We start from the raw sequence: 24592 nt of genomic DNA, 5'->3' as shown, positions 1-24592 counted from the left end.
GTGAGTTGGGGGTGAGTTTGCAGTGAACCAAGCCAATGATTTATCGATAGATCAAGATGTTGGGCTGCCATCACCTGACCTGGTTCGGCAGGCGCTGCGTGACGTTGTTGCCAGCGCCGAGTTCCAAACTTCCCCCCGGCTTCAGCAGTTTCTGACCTATGTCGTCGAGGAAGCCCTCGCCGGTCGCGGTTCCCAGATCCGCGGCAAGGCCATCGCAGTCGAAGTGTACGGTCGCAGCATTGATGGCAGCGGTGGTCGAAATCTGGTTCGGGTAGAGGCCAGGCGACTACGGCGTTTGCTGCGCGAGTTTTACGAAGACCATTGGGACGGCCAGGGCGTTCGGATCTTCGTCGATCCTGGCGGATACAAGCCGCGGTTTTCACACCAAGCTACCCTGGACGACCCGAAGTCGGACTTGGCAAGCCACGGCCCGTCCGGCAGACCCAGGCACCTGCGTGGACTTCTGTTGGTCGGGCTGGGCGTTGTGGCCATGATCGTCATGCTGGGCATGTGGCTGGGACCCGGCAATGACGAGGTCGGGCAACCCTCCAACACCACCCGGCAGGCCGAACGGGCTGCGCTTGGTCAGCAATCGCTTGCCAGATTGCAGGCGGCCAACCTGGCGGATCAGGCGCGGGGGATGTTCTTTCCGGTCTTCGATGTCAAACGCCAGCAGATCGCCCTGGGAATGTTCCAGCATTCCACCGAGCTCGACCCGGTCTTGCCCGATGGCTATGCGGGAATGGCTCAGGTCTTGGCCACACTGGCTCTGCTGTCTCAAGACGAAGGCACACGAGAGGATCTGTTGCGCCAAGCATCTGAGATGTCAGGAACGGCGCTTGAGTTATCCCCGTCGGGTGCATGGGCCAACGCCTCGAACGGCTGGCGATTGGCGGTGTCGGGCGACGCCGATGAAGCTTTGAAATACGCGCGGCTGTCTGCCGAACTTGCGCCTGAAGATGGGCATGTTCTGGACCTTGTCGGGATTGCCGCCCTGATTGCGAACGAGCCCGAACTTGCGGCCGAGGTCAGCAATCCGTCGCGGGTCAGATCCGGATCCGGCCGATTTGGGGCGAGAAATATCTGGGGCGTATCGCAGCTTGTGCTCGGGAACTACGAAAACGTTGTCGATGCCTTTCAGGGTGCGCCTGCTGCAGGAGCGCCCGTAAGCGGGCCATCACTTTTGTTCCAGGCCGTCGCTCATGATCAGCTGGGCAATTTTGACGAAGCGCAAAGACTTGTTGATGAGTTGGAGGCCACGTGGCCGGATTTTCCGTCCGAATTTCTGGTGCAAAGGATCTTTCCGGGTGACGCCGAAATACGGAAGAAGATACTCGGATCTCTGGCGAAGTACTGACTGACCCGTCGCAGCCTGCGCCGCTAAGAAGTCTTCAAGTTCCAACTGATGGCTTCGTGCGCGGCCCAGCTCGGCGTTGACGTTTCGGTGCTGCAGTCCATCGTCGGCTTTGGGGAAACTTGCGGCAAACTTTTCTTGACCTTCCAGCGCGGGAATGGGGCAGACAGTCCCCCCGAAACTGTGCGCAAGGCGGCAAAACCGGCAGGTCAAGCAGGTTTGATCAGTGTCAGACCGTTTTGGTATCGCCCGCGCCAAGCCAAAAACAACCGAGTGAAACGAGCCGATGAACAAACTGACGCTATTGGTAGGCGGCGTTCTGATCGCAGGCGCTGCCGTGTTCGCCTACAACCTCAGCCAACAACCTGCAGGGCACTCGATGGAGGTGCCTGACACCTCGTCGCTGTCGCGGGGGGACCCGATCGCGCAAGTCAGCGTGCCGGCGACGTTCAGTGCGCCGGCCCAGATGGGCAAGGTTGCCTTTGACGTCAAATGCGCTGTCTGCCATGGGGCGAATGCCACGGGTTTGGAAGGCCTGGCTCCGCCCTTGGTGCACAAGATCTATGAGCCCAGCCACCACGGGGACGAGGCTTTTCAGCGGGCGGTTCAATATGGTGTTCAGGCCCACCACTGGCGCTTTGGCGACATGCCACCGGTCGCTGGCTTGACCCGTGCAGACGTGCAGGGCATCGTTGCCTATGTCAGGGAACTGCAGCGCGAGAACGGGATAAACTGAACCTTGCACAGTTGGGCGGACAGGATGATCGGACGGTGGGTTCTGGCCTTGGGCCTGGTTCTGGCCGGTATTCTGGTGTTCTCGGAACCCGCCTTTGCGCATGGGGGCGATGGGGGCACACATGCCGTCGTCGATCTGGAAGCATCCGACCCCGACCATGTCGAACAGGGCCACCCGGGCCATTGCCACGGCGGGGCCTTCTGCAACGGCGTGGCCATGACCGTGGCCGCGCCCGTCGTTTCCGCGCTGGTCTCAACGATCAACCGCCGTGCCATCCCGTCGGGCCAATACCGGATGTTGCCGGTGGCCCTGTTCGATCCGCCCCCGCCGCGCGCCGTGTCCAGAGTCAGGTAAGGCCTCTTCTGGGGGCGAGTTGAAGCAGACATACAGGACAAGTTGATGACCATTTTCAAACTGACGACGGGCGCCGCGCTGGCGTCGATGATTGCCGTGACCGCCCTGGCGCATGGTGGCGCCACCGGGATCGTGAAGGAACGGATGGACGGCATGTCCGCCATGAAGGACGCCATGAAGACCCTGACGCCGATGATGCAGGGCAAGACGCCCTATGACGCCGCCACCGTCCGGCGCGCAGCCGAGACGATCGGCCGCCATGCCGGCGACAGCATGACCCGGCTGTTCCCCGAAGGTAGCGACGGCATGCCCTCCGAGGCCAAACCCGCGATCTGGCAGGACTGGGACGCCTTCGCCGAACTGGCCGAACAGCTGCAGACCTATGCCGAGGGGCTGGCCCTTGCGGCCGACAACGGGCTGATGATGGCCGGTGCCGGGCAGGGGTCCTGCATGATGAGCGGATCGGGCATGATGGGTGGCGCCTCGATGATGGGGGGCGGGGCCATGATGGGCGGAACCCCCAAGCGCGAGGAGCTGTCCGAGATGCCCGCCGATGGCGTGTTCATGATGCTGGGCCAGACCTGCTCGGCCTGTCACACGCGGTTTCGGTCGGAATAAGGTGCTTCGATGAAACGCCTCTATCGTCTGGTCCTTGCCTCTGCCGTACTGGCTGCGGCGGGGCTGGCCGCCGTAATCGCGTGGCCGATCGGTCTGACGCCGCAACTGCCCGACCTGACGGGCGACGTTGACCGCGGGGCCTACCTGGCGCGGGCGGGCGGCTGTATCGCCTGCCACACCAACTTCGCCGAGGGCGGCGCGCCCCTGGCCGGCGGCGTCAAGCTAAAGACACCCTTTGGCACGCTGTATTCCCCCAACCTGACCACCGACCCGGACCACGGAATCGGTGGCTGGACGATCGAGGAATTCGCCAAGGCCGTACGCCAAGGCGTGGCGCCGGACGGGCAGCCCTATTACCCGGCCTTCCCGTACCCGTTCTACGCCGAATTCACCGATCAGGACATCGCCGACCTGTGGGCGGCGTTCCAGACCGTGCCCCCGGCGGCCACGCCGTCCCGCGCGCAAGAGATGGCCTTTCCCTTCAACCAGCGCTGGGGGCTGAAACTGTGGCGCGCGGCCTTCCTTGAACCTCCACGCACCGATCCGGTCCCCGGCAAAGGTGATGTGTGGAACCGCGGCCGGCTGCTGGTCGAAGGCGCCACCCACTGCGCCGCCTGCCACACCGGGCGCAATCTGCTGGGTGCCCGAAAATCGGATTCCGAGCGCTTCAGGGGCAGTGATGCATTGCCGGGCGGCGAAAAGGCGCCGGCCATCGACTCTGCAACCCTGCAGAGGCGGGGCTGGACGGTCGACAGCCTGGCCTATGCCCTGCGCACAGGTATCATGCCCGACGGTGACGTATTCGGCGGCGCAATGGGCGAGGTCGTGACCTACGGCACCCGCTTCCTGACCGAAGAAGACCACCGCGCCATGGCCACCTGTCTGCTCGATGCCCATGACGAAGGGTAAAAAAGGTGGAGCCGCCGCGCCGAGCGATCTCGCCAATGATGAAATGGGGTACACCGGTGGCCGTTGTGATCATCGGTGTAGCCAGCGCTCAATGGTGGATGTCAAAAGGGGTGCCTGACGGTGCATCCGCCGATCCGCTACGTGGGGCGGCGTTTTATGCCGAAAACTGTGCGTCGTGTCACGGGGCCAAGCTGGAGGGTCAAGCCGATTGGCAAACGCCTGATGCGGACGGCGTCCTGCCAGCCCCGCCGCATGATCGAACCGGGCACACCTGGCATCATGGCGATGGCCTATTGTTCGACTATACCAAGTTGGGCGGCGAGGAGATGCTCAAGCGAATGGGAGTCTCGGGGGTCCAAAGCGGAATGCCGGGATTTGCCGACAGTCTTGCCGATCAGGATATCTGGGACATCCTCGCGTTCATTAGGAACAGCTGGCCCGAACGTGAACGCGCGATTCAACGCCAACGCACGGAAGCGGAGCATCAGGCAGGCAACTGACTATTGCCGGGGTTGGCGCGTCAATTCTGTGTCTGCGCAAGTCGGTCGGGCGAGATCATTACTCGCCTCCGCACGGCTGGGACCCGTACAGGTCCACCCTATGAAGCAAGCAGACCCGACAGCTTGAGTGCCCCGGACTGCAGCAGTGGCAGGAATTGCTTTAGGCTTGTCAAATCGTGCCGCTGTGTGGGTGCGTGCACGGACAGAGTGGCCGCAAGCCGGTCATTCTCGTCAAAGACCGGAACCGCGACGGCGGCCATGCCGGGCATGAACTCCTCGTCGTCGGTCGAGTATCCATTCTGGGCGATTTTGGCGATCTCGGCACGCATGGCCGTGGGGTCGGTAATGGTTTTCTCGGTGTTTGCGGCCAGTCCGCGGGCCGAGAGAAACCCATCCAAGGTGTTTCGGCGCAGGGTCGAGAGGTACATCTTTCCGCTGGCGGTGCAGTGGAACGGCACTTGGGTCCCGATCGGCAGCTGGATTCTCAGCGGCCATTTGGTCTCGACCCGGTCGAGATAGATCATCCCCTCGCGGTCGGGGATGGCAAGGTTGCAGGTCTCACCAATTTCGTCGGCTACTCCGCGCAGAATGGCCAGGCGGGCCGTGCGCAGATGTTCGGACGAAACAGTGTTCACGGACATCTGCCGCAATCGGGGGCCGGGCCCATAGGACCGGCCGTCCAGATCACGTTGAAGGAACCCTTCGGCCTCGGCCGTCTGCAGCAGCCGGTGGACCGTCGGCTTTGCCAGACCCAACGCTTCGATCAGGTCTGCCGGTTTGACCGCGACCCCGCGCCGCGCGACCTCTTCCAAGATCAGCAACAGGCGTAGGTTCGTTGGAATCTGGGTATCCTTGTCTTGTGTGTCCGTCGCGGTCATCCGGCTACAGTCTAGTTTTTCGGCAGTAGTATCAAGGCCAGATCAGGCACCAGTGACACCAGAATCCAGACCGAGAGCAACGCCACCAGATAAGGCACCGTATACCGCAGAAGACGGAAATACGGCACGCCTGTAACTCCCGAGGCGACATACAGGTTCAGCCCGTATGGCGGCGTGATGAAACCAATGGATGCTCCGACAAGGAAGATCACCGAGAAGTGGATCGGATCAATCCCGACCGAAGCTGCGATCGGCGCCAGAATCGGAGCCAGGATGATGGTCACCGGTAGGCTCTCCAGAACCATGCCCGAGAAAAACACGATCACCATCGAGGTGAACAGAACAGCATGGTAGCCCCCCATCGAGGTCACGAAATTGCCGATCGTTTCCTGGGCACCCAACAGGGAAAGGATCTGTTGCATTACCACCGAGATGGCAATCAGAGGCGCCAGGATCCCGGTGATCTGTGCCGAACGGATGACGATTGACGGGATCTCGGGGATCGTGAAACCCTCGACCACCAGCATTTCGGCAAAGCTCTTGTCCGTTGGGGAAACATCGTCGCGGGCGCCCATGATCCGGTTGATCGGATAACTCACCAGCCCGGCGATGACGCAGAAGCCAACGGTGACTCCGGCGGCCTCGGTCGGAGAGAACTTGCCGGTGTAGATGCCCCACAGCACAAGCCCGATGGCAAAAAAGCCCAGCCACGCGCCGAAGGCGGTTTTCAGAACGCGGTTCAGCTGCAGCGGGATCAGGTGACCCCAGCCGTTCATGCGGCAGATGATCCAGCAGGCAAACTGCATCCCGATCACCATCAGCGCGCCGGGCAGGATGCCGGCCACGAACAGCTCGGAAATCGGCAGGTTCATTAGGAACCCATAGACGATGAAGATGATCGACGGCGGGATGATGATCCCGACCGTGCCGCCCGCTGCGGCGGTTGCCGCGCTGAAGCGTTCGTCATACCCGCCTTTGACCATCTCGGGGTGCAGCATCGATCCGATCGTGGCTGTCGTGGCCGAGTTGGACCCCGAGATCGCCGCGAACAAACCGCAGGCCCCAAGCGAAGCCATCGCCAGACCGCCGCGTATCCAGCCGAGACAGGCATAGGCGAAGTCGCTGAGCCTTCGGGCGATACCCGACTTGTTGATCAGGTCTCCGGTCAGGATGAACAGGGGCATGGCCAGCAGCGCGAAGCCCTTATTGAACACGTTCAAAAGCTCGGCGCCCATGTTGTCGAGCGTCAGGCCCAGAACAAACGAGCAGCCGATCACCCAGTAGCCGATGACCAGAAGCACCGGCACGCCCAACATGAACAGGAATGTCACGCCGAGCGAAATCAAAGTAACCCAAGTTCCGTCTGCCATCAGTCTGCCCCGATCACGGCCTGCTTGATCAGCGGCTCGCCTGTTTTGAAATTGCGCAGATCGTCCGCCAGGTTCTGGAACACTCGGCCGACCATAAGAAAGAAAGACAAAGGTGCAGCCAGCAGGAACCACCACTGCATGACGTTGTCCGTGCCCAGAACGATCTGGAAGTTGGACGCTGACAAGGCCACCAGCCGCGACGTGGTCACGATGACGATGACCGCGAAGATGAACCACAGCACCGCGTCCAGGATCAGGCAGGCCAACTGCCCGCTGCGTGGCATCGCGGTCCGGAATTCGCTGAAGCTAAGATGCGTTCTGAGGCGCACGTTGTAGGAGGCCCCGAACCACGCCATCACCATGAACAGCAAGGGTGGAATTGTTGTGGACCAGGGTTCCTGGTCATTGAAGACGAACCTGTCGATCACGCCCCAGAAGATGATCAGCGCAATGGCCAGATAGGAATACACCATCACGGATCGTTCCAGATGGCGCTCGATGAAGGGAACCTTGCGATAGATCAGCATGACCAGAAGCCCGCCCAGCGCAGCGACTACGGCGCCGACAACCCACGCTGCGTCGGACTCCAACGCTGATTGAATTTCAAAGGAATCCTGGCTGAGAAAGGCGCTGAATATCGCGCCGATGTCTGCCCAAAATGACATGAACCCCGTCCTCCCAGTCGGTCTTCGGATGAACCGGCCCACGCGGGGCCGGTTCAAATCAGTTTATCAGGCTTGGCCCATCCACCAACGGCGCGGCTCGACATTTTCCGGCAGGGTGTCTGCTGGGATCTCGCGCGCGATGTCGTAGATCTCCTGATAGGTGTCGATGCCGCCGGCCCATTTGTTCAGACGCTCGCGCCATTCCGCCCAGGGTTCCGGGTTGAAGTTCGGGGCACACATTTCCTCGGCCAGCTTGATCTGGTCGTCCGGCAGGAAGGCCGCACGCACACCGTTCTCGGCAAAGATCGTGTTGGGCAGCTGCGGGTCCGAGAAGCCGACCGTGTTCAGCAGCGCGGCTTCGTTCGCACCCTGGATCAGGGCCTGCGTGAAGTAGGACGATTCCATGACCGCATCCTGCAACTCGCCGCCCAGGCTGTCGAAGACCTTGGCCGACATCGATGTGTGTTCGGTACCGCAGAAGAACTTGAGGTTGACCGACTGGGAAACGACCGGCGCCATGTTCGCATAGGCCACCGCCGATGCCCAGGTTTCGGCACCATCGATCAGACCGGTCTTCAGCGCATCCAGCGTTTCTTCCCAGGCCACCGGAACCGGGTTCAGGTTCAGCAGCTGCATCGCGATCCGACCCAGCTGAGTGCCGGTTACGCGGTTCTTGGTGCCAAACAGCTCTTCCAGTTTGGTGACAGTGGGCTTGTCCGCAAAGGTCGAGCCCATCTGCAACCCGCGCAATTCGCAGTGGGTGAACAGGAACTTCAACCCGTGGCGCTTCTCGAGCGGTTCGCGCAGGATCCGCTGGCTGGCGGGGCTGTAGAAGAAATGATACTGCGCCGCGCGGCTCGGGAACATGTAGGCATAGTCCAACACGTTCAGATAGGGTGCGCCACCGGCCGAGTTCTGGGTCGAGGCCGCGTAAATGTCCACGATGCCCTGCTGGGTTTTCTCGACACAGCTCAGCTGACCGCAGATCTGGTTGTCGCCGATGAACTCGATGCGAATCTCACCGTCCGTGCGCTCTTCGAGGTCGCGGGCGAACTCGATGGCGCCGGCCCGTTCGATCAGAAGGTTGCGCGTATTGAAGCCTGCCGCACCGAATTTCAGCGTGTGCTTGGGCTCTTTCGAGAACCGTTTTTCATACGTGGATTCAGCAGCCTGCGCGAGATTGGCAAGGCTCATGGCCCCACCGAAACCCCCTGCTGCCAGCAGAGTGGAACTCATACCATAGCGTCCGGCAACGCGGAAAAAGTCCCGCCGTGAAATGCCACTTAACTTTCGTCCGATCTCCATTGCTATCCTCCCGTTTCGCAATTATTGAGACGTTTTGTATCAAAAAATGCTAGCTTAATTCATGCATCTTGCATAGGGTTTTTTTAGCAACTTCGGGAGGAGCCGATCATGGAAGTGGACTATGTGATTGTCGGTGCCGGTTCTGCGGGATGTGTCATCGCCAATCGGCTTAGTGCTGATCCCCAAGCCAAAGTTGCGTTGATCGAGGCGGGCGGACCAGACACCAACCCATGGATTCACATCCCGGTCGGGTACTTCAAGACCATGCACAACCCCTCGGTCGATTGGTGTTATCGCACCGAGCCTGACCCGGGCCTGAATGGGCGTTCCATTGATTGGCCGCGCGGAAAAGTGTTGGGCGGGTCGTCCTCGTTGAACGGGCTTCTCTATGTTCGCGGGCAGAAAGAGGACTATGACCGCTGGCGCCAGATGGGAAACGTTGGGTGGGGCTGGGACGATGTTTTGCCCCTGTTCAAACGCAGCGAAGATCAAGAGCGTGGAGAGGATGACTATCACGGCGTAGGTGGCCCGCTGTCCGTCTCCAATATGCGCATACAGCGCCCGATCTGCGATGCCTGGGTCGCCGCGGCGCAGGCCGCAGGCTATCCGTTCAATCCCGACTACAACGGCGCCAACCAGGAGGGCGTCGGGTATTTTCAACTGACCACGCGAAACGGGCGACGTTGCAGTGCGGCCGTCGCCTATCTCAAGCCCATCCGCAACCGGCAGAACCTGACGATCATCACGCGCGCGCTGGTGACGCGGGTGGCCATGGACGGCAAGCGCGCAACAGGCGTCGTTTACCGCGATCGGTCGGGCGAAACCAAAACGGTGAAAGCCCGGCGCGAGGTTATCCTGTCCGGGGGGGCAATCAACTCTCCGCAGATCCTGATGCTGTCAGGCATTGGTGATCCCGATCATCTGAAGGCAAACGGAATCGAGCCCGTTCACGCCTTGCCGAACGTCGGCAAGGGGCTGCAAGACCACCTGCAGGCGCGTCTGGTATTCAAATGCAACGAGCCGACCCTGAACGATGAGGTGCGAAGCCTGTTCAACCAAGCCCGCATCGCGCTGAAATACGCGTTGTTCCGGGCCGGTCCCATGACCATGGCGGCCAGTCTGGCAACCGGCTTCATGAAGACCCGTCCCGATGTTCAAACCCCGGACATCCAATTTCACGTCCAGCCCTGGTCGGCGGACAGCCCTGGCGAAGGCGTGCACCCGTTTTCGGCCTTTACGATGTCGGTCTGCCAGCTCAGGCCGGAAAGCCGTGGAGAGTTGCGGTTGGACGGACCGGACCCCGCCAGCTATGTCAAAATCATCCCGAATTATCTGTCGACAGAAACCGATTGCCGAACGATTGTCGCGGGCGTCAACATCGCTCGCAACATTGCGCGCCACAATCCGTTGGCCTCAAAGATCTCCGAGGAGTTCCGACCGACGGCCGATCTGTCCTGTGACGACTATGAAGGTACGTTGGACTGGGCACGCTCGAATTCGGTGTCGATCTATCATCCGACCGGAACCTGCGCGATGGGCACGACCGACGCGGCCGTTGTCGGTCCTGATTTGAAGGTGAGGGGGATCGAGGGGTTGCGCGTGGCCGATTGCTCGATCATGCCGGAAATCGTCAGCGGAAACACCAATGCTCCCGCCATCATGATCGGTGAAAAGGCCAGCGATCTGATCGCGGGACGCGGCTAACACAGAGTCTGTCGGCCAGTTATTGGCTGGGTAAGGTCAGAGCGTCATTCGACGGGCAATCCGAATACCGCGATTGCTGCGCCAAGAATGCAGAACAGTGCAAACACCAACGCGCGGAAGGGCAGGTTGTGCTGAGACGCCGACCGGGCCGCGATGCCGGCCTGCAGCGCGTAATAGGCTGCAAAGGCGCGCGACGCATAGCTGATGATTTCAAAGACATTCGATGTCCAGGTCAGTATCAACCCGACGCCGACCAGAACGGTATAGGCGGTCCGTTCAGAGACGCGCCCGCCTGAAATCTCGGACAGCAGTCCACCGGACCCGCTGGTATCCGCGACGGCGGCGCTGAACTGGGCCGACAGGGCCGCAATAACCAGAAGAACGGGCAGTATCGGGGCGACGACCTGCATCAGGTCAATGATCGCCGTTTCGTCCAGAACCAAGCCGCCCGGTTCGACCGAATAGGTCAACAGGCCGATATAGATCAGGTAAACCGCGCTTGCGATCAACTGGGCCCACCGCATGGAGCGAATGCGGGTTTCCGCATCATAGGCGTGGCCGAGGTAACGCGAGGTTTCAAATCCCTGCACGGTGACGATCAGCCCGGCCAATAACATGAGCGCGTGCGAGCCGCGCTCGGCCGGCGGGTCAAAGACAAGTGCATCGTGGCTGTATTGCTCGGCAAAATACGTGGCAAGTCCGACAAGCAGCCCGGCGATGATTGCCAGTTTCAGGCCGACTGAAATCTGCTCCAACCGTTCCAGCGCGGAAAACCCCCGGGTGCAGCCAACGAAAAGGATCAGCACAAGCACGCCCGAGGTCACAAGGCGGGCATGAAACGCGTCATCCACCTGGGTCAAGCTCACGCCAAACGAGCCGAACAGGTTCAGGTAGTAGGCGACCGAAATGAAGTAGGCAAAAGACAGGCTTGCCGACGCGACCCTTTCGGCCCGCTCGATACCGGCACCCCGGTCGGATCTGTGCGCAATGTCGCGGATGTTGTATCGAATTGCGCTTCCAAACCCCCAGGCCGCGGCGCAGAGGCCCAGCATGGCAAGCGGGGCCAGATCGCCAAAACTGACGTCCAGGATTGGACCAAGAACAAGGAACCCGCTGCCGATGATCGACGCCAGCGGGGTGATCGAGGCTCTCCACATCCGGGAATTGGCGACACGTGGCCAAACCAGAATGGCCAAGACCACCACGACCGCGGCCAGGATCAACGTATTCTGCAACTCGGTCGTCAAGGGAACGGTTCGGCCTCGCTAGTGCTCGTCGGGACGCCGCTGGTGGGGGTTCAATCGCTGAGGGGCGATCATGGTATGTGTACCGGCATCCAAGGTCGCTCAGATTTACCAATCAGCGGTATCCCGTTCAACTCTGGCGCTTGGTTGTGCCGCGTTCCATCGCCTTTTCCGAAGCCAGATGGCGGGCGCGCCAAAAAAACCGGTTGGCTGTCAACGTCTTGTTGCATCGCTGGTGCAAGGTCTTCCTGCGCGCCAATATGACGTGACGTGCCTGGGTATGAGTTGGACATTTCGGGTGTAATCCATCAGGTTCCGGGCAACACAGCTCCGGTCGCCCGGCCCAGCCATTGCCGCGGTCGGCGCGCAGCATTCGCAGGTTGAACCAGATGCAGTATCACAACAAACCCTATGATCAGCTCAAAATCGGGGACACGGCCGAACTGAAGCGTCTGTGCACCGAGGATGACTTTTATGCCTTTGCCGCGAATTCGGGCAATCACAACCCGCTGCACCTGGCCCATGAGGACGGGGATGGAGACGACCGGCCCGAGGCGGTGGCGCCATCGCTGTTCGTGGGCGCGCTGATCTCGGCGGTTCTGGGAAACATCCTTCCCGGGGCCGGGACGCTTTACAAATCGCAACAGTTCGACTTCGTGGGCCGTGCCATGGCCGGGGACGAGCTTTTGGCGCGCGTGGTCGTCACGGAAAAGCGTGCAAACCGCGAGGTGGTCCTGGATACCACCGTCACCCGATGCAGGGATGATGCGGTCATCGTCAGCGGCAAAGCCGTGGTAAAAGCGCCGGACCGCGCCCTGTCGTTCCGCGAAATCGAGGTTCCCGGCCTGATCGTTCAGCGGCACCGTCACTTCGACGCGTTGCTGGAGAAATCCCGGCCGCTGGATCCCATCCCGACCGCCGTCGTCGCGCCGGAGGACCCGAACTCGCTGGGCGGCGCGATCCTGGCTGCGCGGGAAACGATCATCGAGCCGATACTTGTCGGTCGCCCGGACCTGATCGGGCAGGCGGCGCAGGAACTGGGCGAAAGGCTGGATGGTTTCGAGATTGTCGCCGCGGAAGAGCACAGCGAAGCCGCCCGCATCGCCGTCGACCTTGTGGTCGAAGGCCGGGCCGGGGCGCTGATGAAGGGGCATCTGCACACCGATGATCTGCTGAGGGCCGCATTGCGTAAGGATCAGGGATTGCGCGCGGGCCGCCGCTTTACCCATGTGTTCGTCATGGACGTGCCCGGGCAACCGCACCCGCTGCTGGTGACCGACGCCGCGATCAATATCGAGCCCGATCTGCAAACCAAGATCGACATCACCCAGAACGCGATTGATCTGGCGATCTCGATCGGGATGGAAACGCCCAAAGTCGGCGTATTGTCGGCGGTCGAGACGGTGAACCCGTCCATTCGGTCCTCGATCGACGCGGCGTTGCTGTCCAAAATGGCTGAACGGGGCCAGATCAAAGGAGGGTTGGTCGACGGTCCGCTGGCCATGGACAATGCGGTCAGCATGGCCGCAGCACGGATCAAGGGGATTGTCTCGCCAGTGGCCGGACAGGCAGACATACTTGTGGTTCCAAATCTGGATGCGGGCAACATGCTGGCCAAACAGCTGACATATATCGCCAACGCCGAAGCGGCAGGGGTGGTTCTGGGGGCGAAGGTGCCGATCATCCTGAACAGCCGCGCCGACGACGACAAGGCGCGTTTGGCATCCTGCGCCGTGGCTGCCCTGCACGCCGCCCGCATTGCCGGGGGGCGGTCATGAGCCATGTCATCACGCTGAACGCAGGCTCGTCGTCTCTGAAGTTCGGGCTGTTTTCGTTGCCATCCGATGACCCGGTTGCAATCTGCACCGGAATCGTGGACCGCATCAGCGCCGCTGGCGCGACCATCCGCGCCAAAACCTCGGATGGCCGCACGTTGGGCGGTGATGTGGCAGACGGGATTGCCGATCATCACGAGGCACTGAACCATGTTCTAGACCTGATCGTCCAGCAATTTCCCGCGGCCAATATTGCAGCCGTCGGCCACCGCATCGTTCACGGTGGTCCTCACCACGATCAACCGATCTTGCTGACGCCGGAAAGCCTTGCAGCGCTTGACGAACTCTCGCCGTTCGCGCCGTTGCACCAGCCCTACAACCTCAGCGGCGTTCGTGCCTCGGTCGAGCGGTTCCCCGATGCGGTGCAGGTTGCCTGTTTCGACACCGCCTTTCATCGCAGTCACCCTTGGGTCAACGATACGTTTGCCTTGCCGACCGAGTATTATGACAAGGGCGTTCGCCGTTATGGGTTTCACGGCCTCAGCTACGAATACATCTCGGGCCATCTGGCCAAGACCGCGCCGCTGCTGCATGGCGGCCGGGTCATCGTGGCGCATCTGGGCAACGGCGCGTCGATGTGCGGTATGATCCACGGCCGCTCGGTCGGGTCCAGCATGGGGTTCTCGGCCATAGACGGTCTGCCTATGGGAACCCGATGCGGCCAGTTGGATCCCGGTGTCGTCCTCTACCTCATGGACCAGAAGGGCATGAGCGTGGATGAGATCACCGAACTTCTGTATCGCAAATCCGGTCTGCTGGGTCTGTCCGGTCTGTCCAGCGACATGCGAACTCTGGAAAAGTCCGACAGCGGCAGCTCGCGCCGGGCCATCAGCTATTTCAATTTCCGTGCGCGGCGTGAACTCGGTGCCCTTGCGGCTGTGCTGGGCGGGCTGGATGCGGTGGTGTTCACGGGTGGGATCGGCGAGAATTCTGCGCTGGTGCGCGAAAGGATTTGCGTCAACATGGGGTGGTTGGGGATTGAACTGGACCATGATGCCAATACGGACCACGCCCGGATTATCTCGACACCGCTGTCCCGGGTTCAGGTCATGGTCATCCCCACCAACGAGGAACTGGTGATCGCCCGTGCGGCTGCTCGCTTCGTCTATCCGCACATGTACGAGACGCTATTGGACAAAGCGAGCCCAACAGCGCCGCCCCCGGCCGATGGTTCGGGGCCTGAGTGATCAGGCGCTAGACGTCAGCGAAGGAAATTCTGCGAATTTTTCGCAAAAAGTGTCTCTCTACGGGAAACCCCCAATTTCGGGCATAGGTGGGCTGGGCTATTGTCTGATTAACCAAGGTCAAACTTGGCCTACCACTTTCCCCGAAGAGGGGCTGGCTACCTACCCCCTCAGCCGGCCCCTCAAAAACCTCAGAAAATCAGTTGAATCCCGTGGCGGCCAAAGCCTTAGAGCCCGGTGCCAGATAAGCCCGTGATGCGCATTGCCAGGTCAGGGAGGCGCGCAAAGTCGTCGAAGCTGGCCGAATGGGGAAGTTCCGAGACCGGCGACTTTCGATACCCTTCCGAATACAGAATAAATGGGACTTGGGCACGTTGGGCGGTTTCTGCGTCCACTTCGCTGTCGCCCACAAAGACCCGCGCGTCGTTTGTGCCCAGTGCCTCGAACGTGGCGGTCAGGTGGGCGGGGTCGGGTTTGCGGGATTTCACTGTATCTCCGCCGATCACCACGTCGAAGAACTGCGCCAGATCCAGAACCTCAAGGATATGCTGCGCGGGCGCTTCCGGTTTGTTGGTGCAGACCCCTAGCGCGATATTTGCAGCCCGCAGTCGTCGCAGAGCGTCTTTGACACCTGGATAAGGCCTGGTGATCGCACTTGATGCCTGGCTGTAATGGTTCAGCGTGACCTGTGTCAGTTCGGAATGGCGCTCAATGCTCAGTCCGCAGTGGAGGATCACGCGCTCAACCAGTTTTGGCAGACCATTGCCGACGAATCCCCGGATCGTTTCTTCGGGCAGGGGCGCATAGCCCTGATCGGCCAGCATCCGGTTCGCTGCTGCCGCAATGTCGGCCAGGCTGTCCACCAGCGTGCCATCCAGATCAAACACGATTGCCGCCGTCATCTCCGCTCCCGTCTCTAAGTGCCGAGACCCGGCCTAACGGGCCTGCCGCAAGGGCGCAATGGTTCGGTGTGCGAATAGCAGGAAACCGGCACTTGACATACCTTAGTATTTTTATCAGATTAAGCATGAAGACACGCAGCCAACCCGGTTCCGGGCCAGCCAGATCCATGAAAGTTGAACGGAAAAGGCGCTTTGCCTGAACACAACCGGAGATGACCCGATGAACGCGCAGAACCCGAATCCGACCCAAGCCTATGCCGTTTCGATGCTGCCGGCCCACAAGGCCGAGGACCTGACGCAGGGCGGCAACCTGGCCCATATCGAACTGGGCGACCAGCTGTATACCCTGCGCATCACCCGCGCGGGTAAATTGATCCTGACAAAATGAGCGGCGCATCGACCCGGGGCGGCGCCCCGGTCGGACGGCTGGCCGATCTGACCCCGATCGAGGCTGGTGCCGTCATGTACCTGCGGATGTGGAGTGACGGGGCCGCCGGCCGTGCCGACGCCGCACATGACTTCGACATCGCGCTGGGCGCCGATCATGGGCAGCTGGCCATGCTGGCGCTGGATCGTCTGTGCAGCCTGTGCGCCCATCACGCCCGCCGCCCCTTGATCCGGCACGGGCTGGGCTGCGCCTGTCTGGGCGCGGACGAAAGCTGTTTCGCGCAGATGATCGCTGCGGCCTCGGAAGGGGCGCGCGAGGATGCGATGATGCTGGCCGCCTTGATCGTACGCCCCGATTTCGCGCCCGCGCTGGCGTCACTGTCCGAAGAGTTCGGGCTGGCCCTGCGGCGCATGACCTCCGCCGTTCCACTGCCGACCACCGGCCATCAGACCCCCTCGGCCGTGCTGCACTGACAGCGCGGTTCAGTGCCCTGGCCGAATTCGGCCGGGGCGTTTCTCAGCAGCAGCCGCACCCGTCATGGTGATGGCTGTGGTCGCACACCGGGGCAGGGGCATAGTCGCCCACCTCGGCCAACACAGACCGCAGCGCCCACAGGATCATGTCCACATCTTCGGCCTCGATGGTCAAAGGCGGGCGGATCTTCAGGATGTTGTCCTTCGGCCCCTCGCTGCCGATCAGGATGCGGTGGTCGCGCATGCGGTTCTTGACGTATCGGCAGATCTCGGTGCCTTCCGAGCCGTCGGGGTTGATCAGTTCGACCCCCAGAAACAGCCCCATGCCCCGCACATCACCCACGCAGGCGAACTCGGCCTCGATCGCGCGCAGACCTTCCATCAGCCGTGCGCCCATCACGCGGGCATTCTCCTGCAGGCTCTCGTCATCGACGATGTCCAGCACCTCTTTGCCGATCCGGCAGGACAGGGTCGAGCCGCCGAAGGTCGAGAAGAACTCGATCCCGTTGTCGAAACTGTCGGCGATCTCGCGCGTGGTGACCAACACGCCCAGGGGGTGGCCGTTGCCGATGGGTTTGCCCAGAACTACGATATCGGGGGACGCGCCCTGATGTTCGAAGCCGAAGTAGTACTCGCCCAACCGACCCAGGCCCGTCTGCACCTCGTCGGCGATGCAGACGCCGCCGGCGGCGCGGATCTTTTCGTAAACCGCTGGCAGATAGCCTTTTGGCGGGATGATCTGACCCCCGACCGAGGGGAAGGTCTCGGCGATGAATCCGGCCACCCCATGCCCCTTGCGCTGCAGGGCTGCAATCGCGTCGTCCACGCGGTCGGCATATTTCTGCGCCCGGTCGGGGTCGTCACGTTTGAACCGGCCGCGATAGTCGTCGGCCACCTCGACCAGTTCCACCCAATCGGCCTGGCCCACGCCGCCGGGCTTGTTGAATTTGTAGGCGGAAATCGCGACCGCCGCATTGGTGTTGCCATGATAGCCGTGATCGGGCGTCACCATGCCCTTGGCCCCGCTATGCGCCCGCGCCAGGCGCAGGGCCAGTTCGTTGGCCTCGGTGCCCGAGTTGACGAAGAAGCACACCTGCAGGTGATCGGGCAGTTTCGACAGCAGCTTGTCGGCAAACTCGATCTGCGCCGGATGCAGATATCGGGTGTTCGAATTCATCCGCTTCAGCTGATCCGCCGCCACGGCCTGAATGCGCGGATGCGCGTGCCCCACATGCGGCACGTTGTTGTAGGCATCCAGATAGGGCCGTCCCCATTCGTCGAACAGGTGATGTTTCCACCCACGCACCAGCATCACCGGGTCGTCATAGGTCAGGCTCAGGTTGCCGCCGAAATGCGCCCGCCGTTTGTTCAGGATCTCCGCCTTGTCGGTCGGGCGATAGAAGACTTTCTCGTCCGGCAAGTTCAGTAAGGCCGCCGGGTTCGGGCAGACCGCGTGCCACAGGTCCAACTCGTCCGGGTCGGCGACGCCGGGCCAGTCGGCCTGCATGCCGGCCGTGGTCAGGGCCAGCTGGAAATGCACATGCGACGCCCAGCCGCCGTTCTGGCCGGGATCGCCCAGCCGGGCGAATGCCGCCCCCTGCGCCACCGGATCGCCCGGTTTCAGCCGGTCACAGACCTCGGGGTCCAGATGCCCGTACAGCGTATAGAACGCGTCACCCTCGGGGGTTTCGTGATGCAGGATTACCACGCCGCCATAGTCCAGATGGTTCGCCCGGTTCTCGACCGCCTCAACCCGCCCGCTCAGCGGCGCCATCAAAGGCGTCCCCGCCGGCGCGAACACATCCACCGCCAGATGCACCGTGCGCCGGTCCGACGCTTTCCACGGACCTTTGCGGAAGGCAGGCTCGGCATAGATCAGGCGCGGTTCGTTGAAATAGCCCAGCCACAACCCGTCGCCGAATTCCGCGCCCACCCGCGCGGCCTCGTCCAGCGGCATGTGAAACGGGTTCTGCGGCCAGGTCGAGTTTTCGACCGACAGCGAACCCATCGGAACGTCCGACAGATCTTGTCCCAACAGCTGCGCAAACTGACCACGATGTTCGGACAGGTACGCGTGAATGCGCTCGGCCCCGTCGGTGACGGGCAGCCCGCAGACCGCCCGCAGCCGCGCCGACATCAGTTCGCCATTGACGGAACCATCCTCGAGAAACCGCCAGGCCGGTGCCTGGCTGATGGTCACATACGGGTCGTCCGGGTTTTCGGCGGCCATCAGCGTGGAGTTTACGACCGACACGGCCAGCCGCATCCGCAGCAGAGGCCAGATCAGGTCCACTTCCTGCAGGCGCAGCCGGTTTGCGGCGTGATAGCCCCGCACCAGCGCGGCCAGCGCCCGTTCGGGGCGCGTGTGGTCCAGCACCACATATGCCCCGGCGATCGCCAGTTCGCACACCCGCGGTGCGGCGCACATGTCGCCCAGGTCGATCAGGCCCGAAACATGCCGGCGCTCCGACAGCTCTCCTTCGACCAGGATGTTGTAGTCATTCACGTCATTGTGGATGGCCTGCCGGGGCAGCTCGGCCAGCATGCCCGAGACGGCATCGAACTGCGCACAGATCTCGCGCAGAAGGGCCGCGCGATCCAGGTCGGCAACCGCATCCAGCTTATCAGCGATCCAGCCGGCCTGGGTCAGGTCCCATTTGAACTCCGGCCGCTCCAGGCCGGGATGCGAAAACCGCTCCAGCGCCCGATCGGTTGCTCCCAAGACCCGGCCCAGTTTCAGGATCAGGTCCTCGGATTTCGGCGCCGTCTTGGCATAGCAGCGGCCCGGCAGCCGCTCCAACAGCCACGCCAGCCGCGGCCGTCCCGCGTCGTCGTCGATCTGCGGCAGAAAACCGCCGTCCAGCCCGGGGATCACCTTGGGAAACGGCAGCCCGGGGGCCTCGGCTGCGATATGCTCCAACGCCTTGATCTGCAGATCCACCAATTGCGGGTCACACCCGGCCCGCATGACCTTCAGAACGTAGTCCTGCCCATTGGTGGCCTGCACCAGGAAATTCAGGTCATACTCGCCATCCAGCCGCGAGAGCCGGGCGTCCATCCCCCAGACCTGCCGCAGCGCGGCCGCCCAAAATGCACTGACATCATTCATTCGAACTTCCGCCCCGTGCGCGCCGGAGCCCTTTTCATCTGGCCAAAAATATCCTCGAGAGGAATCGCGCCGCGGCGCGATGGGGGGCAGACGGCCCCCCGTTTTATCCCAATGCCCGCAGGCGTTTGATCAGTGACGAGGTGTCCCAGCGGGCGCCGCCCATCTTCTGCACATCCTTGTAGAACTGATCGACCAGCGCGGTCACCGGCAGCGAGGCCCCGGTCTCGTCCGCCGTATCCAGGCAGATGCCAAGGTCCTTGCGCATCCAGTCCACCGCAAAGCCGTGGTCGAAATGGTCGTCCAGCATGGTCTCGTACCGGTTCGACATCTGCCAGCTTCCGGCGGCCCCCTGGCTGATCACCTCGACCACCGCGCGCCCGTCCAGCCCGGCCTTCTCGGCGAAATGCAGCGCCTCGCTCAGGCCCTGCACCAGCCCGGCGATGGCGATCTGGTTGCACATCTTGGTCATCTGGCCCGCGCCGCTGTCCCCGATGCGGCGGCAGATCTTGGCATAGACCTGCATCACCGGCTCGGCCCGGTCATAGGCGGCCTGATCGCCGCCGCACATGATCGACAGAACCCCGTTCTCGGCCCCGGCCTGGCCGCCTGAGATCGGTGCATCAACAAAAGAGATCCCGCGCGCCTTGGCCGCAGTGTACAGTTCGCGCGTGACCTTGGCCGAAACGGTGGTGTGGTCAACGAAAATCGCGCCTTCGGCCATGCCGTCGAACGCGCCGTCCTCGCCGGTGCAGACCATGCGCAGATCGTCGTCGTTGCCGACGCAGGCCATCACGAACTCGGCCCCTTCGGCGGCACCGCGCGGCGTGGTCGCCATCTGGCCACCATGCTGCGACACCCATTTCTCCGCCTTGGCCGCGGTGCGGTTGTAGACGGTCACCTCATGCCCGGCTGCCTGCAGGTGTCCGGCCATCGGATAGCCCATGACACCCAGGCCAAGGAATGCAACTTTCGCCATTTTCGAGATCCTCCCTGTGACCGGTCCGGGACATGAAACGCCCACTGGCCGGAATGCTTGCCAGAGACAAAGCAAAGCCGCGCCCAAAGGGCAACCCCGCACCGGGAAACAGGCCGCAAATAATGGCGGCGCGTCACGCGCCGCCGATATTGCGCTCCATCAGGCGCTGGTACAGGCGTGGGACCAGCCGGTTCAGCCACCAGGCCAGTCGCGCCACCCGGCCCACCGGAATGACGGGCCGCCCGCGATCCAGCCCTTGCAGGATCACGCGGGCGGCCGCCTCGGGGGTCATCTCGTCCATGCCGTCGCTGGCCGATCCGGGGCGCGCGGTGCCATCGGGTTGCCGCTCGGCCCGGCCCGGGTTGGTCGCCACGAATGAGGGCGCCGCAATATGCACCCGCACGCCATGAGGCCGTTCTTCGGACCGCAGCGATTTGAAGAAACCTTCCAGCGCGTGTTTCGAGGCCGCATAGGCCGTGCGGTGATACAGAGGCGCAAACCCCGCCACCGACGAGATCGCCAGATGGGCCCCGCGCGACTGGCGCAGCGCGGGCAGAAAGGCGCGGGCCATCGAGACGGCCGCGAAATAGTTGATCTCGAACACCTTGCGGTGGCTGGCGTCGTCGGACTGATCGAACCCGCAGATCTGGGTGATCCCGGCGTTGTAGACGACCAGATCGATGCTGTCGCAATGCGCAAGCGTATCATTCACGGCGCGCGCGAGTTGTTCCGGATCAGTCAGATCACAGGCAATCGCCATCTGCGTGGCGGTGTCCTGCACCCCATCCACCTTCAGGTCCAGCAGGACCACGCGCCATCCACGCTCTTGCAGCGCGGCCGAGAGCGCCTGACCCAGCCCGCCGGCTCCGCCCGAGATAACTGCGGTTTTCACAGGCCCACACTCCGTTTCCAAAGGTCGAACACCTCGGCGCTGGTCTTCTGCGGGACATAGCCGAACACGGTCTTCAGCGCCGTATTGTCCAGAACCGGTCGGTATTGCAGGAACCGCACCTGTTCAGGCCCGTAGCGCGAAAGGCGCAAGGGTCGGGCCACGGCCAGCGCCGCCTTGAGCGCCCAGGCCGGCAGGCGCAGGACGGGTTTGTCCAATGCGTGCGCCAGATCGTCGACGCTCAGCGCGCCGTCCCCGGCGACGTTGTACACCCCCGGCGGCCCATCGGTGGCCGCGCGTTTCAGGATGCGGGCCAGATCGCGGGTCCAGATGAACACAAAGGGGCTGTCGCTGCCCGCCACCGCCAGCAGGCGGGGTTTGCGGAACAGGGCGGTGATCTGGTTGTCGGTGCCGTCGCCCAGCACCGTGCCCACCCGCAGCACCAACTGCTCCAGCTGCGGTGCGGCGGTTCGGGCCTCGGCCAGCAATTCCTCGACCTGCCGCTTGTGGTCGGAATAGGGAAACTCGGGGTTGCCGCGCGCCGGATCGGTTTCGCGCAGCGGCACCGGGTTGTCCGCGTGATAGCCATAGGCCGCACCCGACGAGGTGACGACCAGCCGCCGCACGCCATGGGCCAGCGCGGCATCGACCACCTTGCGCGTGCCGCCCACATCCACCGCATGGGCTTCGGTCCGCGACATCCCCGGCGGCGGCGTGACGATCGAGGCCAGATGCACGACCACCTCGGGCTTTACCTTGGCGATCACCCGGGCCGGGTCGCCCGTTGTGACGTCCATGCGCAGAAACGGAACCTCGTCCGGCAGCGTGTCCGGGCGGCGCAGATCGGTGGCAAACACCTCATGGTCGCTCAGCTCGTCCAGCAGGGCGCGGCCGACCAGGCCCGCAGCACCGGTGATCAGGATGCGGGTCATCGGGCGGCCTCGGTCCGGGCCATTAGTTGCGCCAGCGCCAGCCCCGAGATGGCATGCCAGATTCCCCAGAAAGCGGCCACCACTGCCATCCCGCCCAGCCCGTTGAAAAAGGCGAAGATCAGCACCAGCCCAAGGCCCGAATTCTGGATGCCGGTCTCGATCGTGATTGCTCGCCGGTCAAAGGGGGACAGCCGGGTCAGAGTGGCCACAACCCAACCGCCCCCCAGTGCCAGTGCGTTGTGAGCGATCACAAGCCCGGCGACCGCCCCGGCGTAGCCCAGGAAGAAACTCCAGTTGGCCGCTAGGGCGAGTACGATGAAGGCCACGAAAATGGCCATGGACAGGATCTGCAGCGGCCCGCGCAGCCGCGCCGTCAGGGCGGGGCGCTTCTGGTTCAGGGTCACGCCCAGAACCAGCGGCAGGATCAGCATCAGCCCGACGATGATGGCGATCTGCACCGGGTCGATCTGGGTCTGCTGCAGAATGGCGCGGGTCGGCGGGTACAGCCCGCCCCACAGCGCGATGTTGAACGGGGTCATCACGATCGCCCCGATGGTGGCGAAGGCGGTCATCGACACCGACAGCGCCGCGTTTCCGCCCGCACGATGGGTGATGAAATTCGAGATATTACCCCCCGGGCAGGCCGCCACCAGGATCAGCCCCAATGCGATCGAGGGGCGCGGCTCGGTCAGCCAGACCAGCAGGAAGGTCAGCGCCGGCAGCACCAGGAATTGCGAGGCCAGCCCCACCACCACCGGCTTGGGCGCGCGCCGCAGCCGGTCGAAGTCGCGTGGTGACAGGTCGATGGCGATCGAGAACATCACGATCGCCAGAATCGCGTTCAGCAGGGTCAGCGAGCCGGGGCTGAAATTCAACGTGATCTCGTCGATGCCGGTCATGCGCGGGCTTTCCGGAACCGCGCGATCCAGTCCGTCACCGCCTTGCGATAGGTCGCCTTGTCCACATAATAGGCCATGCGGGGCAGGTTCAGGTACTGCATGCCTCCGGTGGCGCGCTGATAGTCTTTTTGTTTTTCCGCCTTCAGCGTCGCGGCCACGGGGCAGCCGGACTGAAGACCCTTGATATAGCGCGCCACCATTTCGGCCTGCTCGTGGCGTCCTTGCCAGCCCAGCCCGGTGGCTTCGATCATGCCCAGCACGAACAGATCGTCGCGTTCAGGATGCATGGCGTTCAGGTACAGATGCGGCGCGTCGCCCTGCCAGTTCAGCAGGTTCGGATCGATGAACGGGTAATGCAGTTTGTACCCGGTGGCGGCCAGGATCATATCATAGTCGCTGGCGCTGCCGTCCTTGAAGTGGACCGTGCGGCCCTCGATCCGGTCGATGTCGGGGCGAATGCGAAGATCGCCGTGGCCTGCGTGATAGAGGACCAGCGAATTCACCACCGGGTGGCTTTCGTAAAGCTTGTAGTCAGGCTTGGGAAAGCCGTATTTCTGCGGGTCGCCCACGAACCAGCGCAGGATCATCCCGTCGATCCGGCGCTTTAGCCACATGGGCAGGCGGATCATCCCGCCCAGCGTGTCGGCGGGTTTGCCAAAGACGTATTTCGGCACGAAAAAGTATCCCCGCCGCATCGACAGGTCGCACTGCGCGGCGTGATGGATGGCATCGACCGCAATGTCGCACCCGGAATTGCCCGCGCCCACGACCAGCACCCGCTTGCCGTCGAACTGGCTGGGATAGCGGTACTGCGAGGCGTGGATCAACTCGCCGTCGAACCGGCCGGGAAAATCGGGCATGTTGGGCTCGGATAGGGTACCATTGGCGATCAGCACCCCGGCAAACTCACCGCTATGTGTGCCCTGATCGTCCCGCCAGGTCAGCCGCCAGCCATCGCCCGGCGCGCCCAGGGGCGATGCTTCGATCACTTCGGTATTGAACCTGTAATGATCGCGCAGTCCGAAATGATCGGCAAAGGCCCGGAAATAGTCGCGCATCTGCCGGTGCGACGGGTATTCGGCCACGTCGTCGCCCATCGGGAAATCGGCAAATTCGGTCATCGACTTGGAGGAGATCAGATGCGCGGATTCGTACATGGTCGACCGCGGCGCATCGATATCCCACAGCCCGCCCACATCGGAATGCAGCTCGAAACCCTGGAACGGGATGCCCTGTTCCTTCAGCACCTTGGCCGCCGCCAGCCCCATCGGACCTGCGCCGATCAAGGCATATGCCTTGCGCGCTTGTGTCATGAACTCTCCCCTGCTCGTGGCACTTAACTTGAACGATCGTACAAAATAAGGCAAG

General features: G+C 62.7%; 23 protein-coding genes. 11 read left to right on the top strand and 12 right to left on the bottom strand.

Going from position 1 to position 24592, the window contains the following annotated elements; all coding sequences use genetic code 11:
* Positions 1-22 precede the first annotated feature (22 nt).
* The 6 genes from ACR0JC_RS07355 to ACR0JC_RS07330 all read left to right on the top strand — a co-directional run bounded on the left by ACR0JC_RS07355 (position 23) and on the right by ACR0JC_RS07330 (position 4471).
* Positions 23-1357: a tetratricopeptide repeat protein gene (locus ACR0JC_RS07355; RefSeq protein WP_170337615.1), complete on the top strand. Its 1335-nt coding sequence runs from the start codon at positions 23-25 to the stop codon at positions 1355-1357.
* Between the two features lie 283 nt (positions 1358-1640).
* Complete coding sequence (locus ACR0JC_RS07350; RefSeq protein ID WP_170337617.1) at positions 1641-2090, top strand: c-type cytochrome; 450 nt, start codon at positions 1641-1643, stop codon at positions 2088-2090.
* 24 nt (positions 2091-2114) lie between these two features.
* Positions 2115-2444 (top strand): hypothetical protein, encoded by a 330-nt coding sequence (locus tag ACR0JC_RS07345; protein ID WP_170337619.1) that lies wholly within the window; start codon positions 2115-2117, stop codon positions 2442-2444.
* Between the two features lie 45 nt (positions 2445-2489).
* Positions 2490-3062: a c-type cytochrome gene (locus ACR0JC_RS07340; RefSeq protein WP_170337621.1), complete on the top strand. Its 573-nt coding sequence runs from the start codon at positions 2490-2492 to the stop codon at positions 3060-3062.
* Positions 3063-3071: 9 nt separating this feature from the next.
* On the top strand, positions 3072-3971 hold the full coding sequence (locus tag ACR0JC_RS07335) for a c-type cytochrome (RefSeq protein ID WP_170337623.1): 900 nt from the start codon (positions 3072-3074) through the stop codon (positions 3969-3971).
* Between the two features lie 38 nt (positions 3972-4009).
* Positions 4010-4471, top strand: coding sequence for a c-type cytochrome (locus ACR0JC_RS07330; protein ID WP_170337625.1), 462 nt, complete (start codon positions 4010-4012; stop codon positions 4469-4471).
* Between the two features lie 98 nt (positions 4472-4569).
* Here ACR0JC_RS07330 and ACR0JC_RS07325 read toward each other — a convergent pair whose 3' ends face one another.
* From ACR0JC_RS07325 to ACR0JC_RS07310, 4 genes are all read right to left on the bottom strand, one after another.
* Complete coding sequence (locus ACR0JC_RS07325; RefSeq protein ID WP_170337627.1) at positions 4570-5349, bottom strand: IclR family transcriptional regulator; 780 nt, start codon at positions 5347-5349, stop codon at positions 4570-4572.
* A gap of 11 nt (positions 5350-5360) precedes the next feature.
* Positions 5361-6719 (bottom strand): TRAP transporter large permease, encoded by a 1359-nt coding sequence (locus ACR0JC_RS07320; RefSeq protein ID WP_093962896.1) that lies wholly within the window; start codon positions 6717-6719, stop codon positions 5361-5363.
* A complete protein-coding gene (locus ACR0JC_RS07315) occupies positions 6719-7384 on the bottom strand; it encodes a TRAP transporter small permease (RefSeq protein ID WP_170337629.1) in 666 nt (221 codons plus the stop codon). Before ACR0JC_RS07315 ends, ACR0JC_RS07320 begins: the two co-directional genes overlap by 1 nt.
* Positions 7385-7450: 66 nt before the next feature.
* A complete protein-coding gene (locus ACR0JC_RS07310; RefSeq protein ID WP_093962894.1) occupies positions 7451-8689 on the bottom strand; it encodes a TRAP transporter substrate-binding protein in 1239 nt (412 codons plus the stop codon).
* Positions 8690-8797: 108 nt separating this feature from the next.
* Here ACR0JC_RS07310 and ACR0JC_RS07305 point away from each other — a divergent pair, with 108 nt between their 5' ends.
* Positions 8798-10393: a GMC family oxidoreductase gene (locus ACR0JC_RS07305; RefSeq protein WP_170337632.1), complete on the top strand. Its 1596-nt coding sequence runs from the start codon at positions 8798-8800 to the stop codon at positions 10391-10393.
* Positions 10394-10437: 44 nt separating this feature from the next.
* Here ACR0JC_RS07305 and ACR0JC_RS07300 read toward each other — a convergent pair whose 3' ends face one another.
* Complete coding sequence (locus ACR0JC_RS07300; RefSeq protein WP_254430684.1) at positions 10438-11640, bottom strand: APC family permease; 1203 nt, start codon at positions 11638-11640, stop codon at positions 10438-10440.
* Between the two features lie 386 nt (positions 11641-12026).
* Between ACR0JC_RS07300 and ACR0JC_RS07295 the strand changes: the two genes are divergently transcribed.
* A complete protein-coding gene (locus ACR0JC_RS07295) occupies positions 12027-13415 on the top strand; it encodes a bifunctional enoyl-CoA hydratase/phosphate acetyltransferase (RefSeq protein ID WP_170337634.1) in 1389 nt (462 codons plus the stop codon).
* Positions 13412-14659 carry an acetate/propionate family kinase gene (locus tag ACR0JC_RS07290; RefSeq protein ID WP_480763600.1) on the top strand — a complete coding sequence of 416 codons (1248 nt, stop codon included), beginning with the start codon at positions 13412-13414 and terminating at the stop codon, positions 14657-14659. Before ACR0JC_RS07295 ends, ACR0JC_RS07290 begins: the two co-directional genes overlap by 4 nt.
* A 224-nt stretch (positions 14660-14883) precedes the next feature.
* On the opposite strand, the gene gph is transcribed toward ACR0JC_RS07290, so the two are convergent.
* A complete protein-coding gene (gene gph / locus ACR0JC_RS07285) occupies positions 14884-15558 on the bottom strand; it encodes a phosphoglycolate phosphatase (RefSeq protein ID WP_170337649.1) in 675 nt (224 codons plus the stop codon).
* A gap of 220 nt (positions 15559-15778) precedes the next feature.
* On the opposite strand from gph, the gene hemP reads away from it, so the two are divergent.
* Entirely contained in the window at positions 15779-15946 is a 168-nt protein-coding gene (hemP, locus tag ACR0JC_RS07280; protein ID WP_005978533.1) for a hemin uptake protein HemP, read from the top strand.
* Positions 15943-16419 carry a hypothetical protein gene (locus ACR0JC_RS07275; protein ID WP_170337651.1) on the top strand — a complete coding sequence of 159 codons (477 nt, stop codon included), beginning with the start codon at positions 15943-15945 and terminating at the stop codon, positions 16417-16419. Before hemP ends, ACR0JC_RS07275 begins: the two co-directional genes overlap by 4 nt.
* 43 nt (positions 16420-16462) lie before the next feature.
* Here ACR0JC_RS07275 and ACR0JC_RS07270 read toward each other — a convergent pair whose 3' ends face one another.
* The 6 genes from ACR0JC_RS07270 to ACR0JC_RS07245 form a co-directional block, all read right to left on the bottom strand.
* On the bottom strand, positions 16463-19528 hold the full coding sequence (locus tag ACR0JC_RS07270; protein ID WP_170337653.1) for an aminotransferase class III-fold pyridoxal phosphate-dependent enzyme: 3066 nt from the start codon (positions 19526-19528) through the stop codon (positions 16463-16465).
* A 103-nt stretch (positions 19529-19631) separates the two neighbouring features.
* Positions 19632-20504, bottom strand: coding sequence for an NAD(P)-dependent oxidoreductase (locus ACR0JC_RS07265; RefSeq protein WP_170337655.1), 873 nt, complete (start codon positions 20502-20504; stop codon positions 19632-19634).
* Between the two features lie 133 nt (positions 20505-20637).
* Complete coding sequence (locus tag ACR0JC_RS07260) at positions 20638-21396, bottom strand: SDR family NAD(P)-dependent oxidoreductase (protein ID WP_170337657.1); 759 nt, start codon at positions 21394-21396, stop codon at positions 20638-20640.
* The gene (locus tag ACR0JC_RS07255) at positions 21393-22325 is read right to left on the bottom strand and encodes an SDR family oxidoreductase (protein WP_170337660.1); all 933 of its coding nucleotides are present in this window, start codon (positions 22323-22325) and stop codon (positions 21393-21395) included. Before ACR0JC_RS07255 ends, ACR0JC_RS07260 begins: the two co-directional genes overlap by 4 nt.
* Positions 22322-23224, bottom strand: a complete 903-nt coding sequence (locus ACR0JC_RS07250; protein WP_170337661.1) for a bile acid:sodium symporter family protein — start codon at positions 23222-23224, stop codon at positions 22322-22324. Before ACR0JC_RS07250 ends, ACR0JC_RS07255 begins: the two co-directional genes overlap by 4 nt.
* A complete protein-coding gene (locus ACR0JC_RS07245) occupies positions 23221-24537 on the bottom strand; it encodes a flavin-containing monooxygenase (protein WP_170337663.1) in 1317 nt (438 codons plus the stop codon). The genes ACR0JC_RS07250 and ACR0JC_RS07245 overlap by 4 nt, the downstream gene beginning before the upstream one ends.
* Positions 24538-24592 lie beyond the last annotated feature (55 nt).

The organism is Ruegeria sp. CH5 (assembly GCF_056537025.1).
The sequence above is the reverse complement of the archived record's forward strand: the minus strand, read 5'-3'. Positions and strand labels throughout refer to the sequence as shown.